Below are 1,638 nucleotides of genomic sequence, written 5' to 3'. Positions count from 1 at the left end.
GTGCAGGTGTTCTTCCGGGGCTACAGACCCGATGAGCTCGCCGGCGGCATCCAGCAGGGCGACAGCACGGCGATCCTCTCGCCGACGAGCCTCGGCGCCTCAGGCTTCCCGCGGCCGATCAAGACGAACGACAAGCTGACCGTCGCGGGCCGGAAGCGGAACGTCCAGGCGGTCGAGCCGGTGTCGATGAACGACGTGCTGGTGCGCGTGAATCTGTGGTTGAGGGGGTGATGGCCGGCCGGACCTCGGTTCGCATCGACCCGATCTCACGAGACATCGCGTTGATGCTCGACGAAGAGATGTCACCGGACGCGCAGCAGTCCTTCCTTGCCGCAGCCGCGCAGGAAGCGCTCACCGAGGCGCAGGAGACCAATCGCCAAGCGCTGGGCTACGTCCCGGAGCACGAGACCTTCATTGATGGGGCTAAGCGCGAGGTGCTCACCGGCCTCACGCCGAAGAGCAGCGTGCTGTTCGAGTTCAAGCTGCTCACCGACATCATCGAATGGGTCGACGAGCAGCTGATCATCCATTCGCCGGTGAAGCGCGGCGCCTACGCCCGGAGCCACGTCTGGTTTGCTGATGACGTCGAGTTCGATCCGATGAAGCCGCCTCCGGCCGAGCAGTACATGGTGCTGAACGAGGCGCCGTACGCCAGGAAGATCGAGCGCGGGCAGTCCAACCAGGCACCGGATGGCGTCTACCAGGGCGTGGCTACGCTCGCGAAACGCCGGTTCGGCAACGTCGCCTATGTCGGGTTCGGATATCGGTCCTTCCCGGGTGGCGCTGTCGGAAAATGGGCGCAGTCAGCCAATGCCGCGGCTCTCGCCAAGCGGGTTCGCGGCGGCAACCCGCGGACGCATCAGGACTGGCTGACCCGTCAGCCGGCCATCATCCTCGATCCGGGCCGCTGACATGCCGCTGAAGCTCGTCGTCGACGCCGTGGAGAGCCGCTTGGCCGACAATTGGGACAAGTGCCCGGTCTACGGCGTGAACCTGCAGGGCGACACGCCGGATGATGCGGGGCCGTTCCTGCAGGTGAGCTACCCGGTCGCGAACGGCGAGCAACTCACCGTCGGCGCACCAGGACAGAACGTCTACCGGGAGACCGGGGCGTTTCGGATTACCGTGAACGCCGAGCGCGGCGGCGGCATCGCCGAGGGCCTCGCCTGGGCCGACGAGCTCGCGGCGCTGTTCCGCGGCAAGGAATTCGGCGGGGTGCAGACCTTCGCCCCATCGTCACCGGCGATCGACGATCGGAACGACCAGGGCAACTACTACGCCCTGTCGATCGCCATCGAATATCAGGCCGACATCTTCGGCTGAGCGCGCGGGCACCACGCCCTCTTCCAGGAGACAGTCATGACGATTGCAAGCGGTTCGACCCGCCGAATTGCCTATGTGCCGGAGACGGTATTCGGCACGACCCCGGCAACGCCCTCGTTCAAGACGTTCCGCGCCACCGGTGGCGGCCCGCGCACGAACAAGACCACGGGCACGTCGGACGAGATCCAGGCCGATCGCAACGTCCGCGACGAGTATCAGCTCGGCCAGGACGTGTCCGGCGCCTACAACTTCGAGCTCGCCTACGGGAACCTCGACGACCTGCTCGAAGGCGTCCTGTTCAGCACTTGGTCGACC

The 1,638-nt window shown here is 66.1% G+C and carries 3 protein-coding genes and 1 pseudogene; all 4 read left to right on the top strand.

Going from position 1 to position 1,638, the window contains the following annotated elements; translation table 11 throughout:
- Positions 1-231 (top strand): annotated as a pseudogene (locus MGN01_RS23910) (hypothetical protein); the annotation flags it as partial.
- Complete coding sequence (locus MGN01_RS23195; protein ID WP_147049147.1) at positions 231-911, top strand: hypothetical protein; 681 nt, start codon at positions 231-233, stop codon at positions 909-911. The pseudogene MGN01_RS23910 and the gene MGN01_RS23195, both read left to right, overlap by 1 nt.
- A gap of 1 nt (position 912) precedes the next feature.
- Positions 913-1,323 carry a phage tail terminator-like protein gene (locus MGN01_RS23190; protein WP_147049146.1) on the top strand — a complete coding sequence of 137 codons (411 nt, stop codon included), beginning with the start codon at positions 913-915 and terminating at the stop codon, positions 1,321-1,323.
- 36 nt (positions 1,324-1,359) lie between these two features.
- The coding region (locus MGN01_RS23185) for a phage tail tube protein (protein ID WP_238258576.1) at positions 1,360-1,638 on the top strand (279 nt) is incomplete at its 3' end.

The sequence above is a fragment of the Methylobacterium gnaphalii genome (assembly GCF_007992215.1).
GTDB classification, from domain to species: Bacteria; Pseudomonadota; Alphaproteobacteria; order Rhizobiales; family Beijerinckiaceae; genus Methylobacterium; species Methylobacterium gnaphalii.
The sequence above is the reverse complement of the archived record's forward strand: the minus strand, read 5'-3'. Positions and strand labels throughout refer to the sequence as shown.

Coding starts and splice junctions, on each gene's coding strand:
- MGN01_RS23195 (WP_147049147.1), top strand. CDS start 231: ATGGCCGGCCGGACCTCGGTTCGCATCGACCCGATCTCACGAGACATC.
- MGN01_RS23190 (WP_147049146.1), top strand. CDS start 913: ATGCCGCTGAAGCTCGTCGTCGACGCCGTGGAGAGCCGCTTGGCCGAC.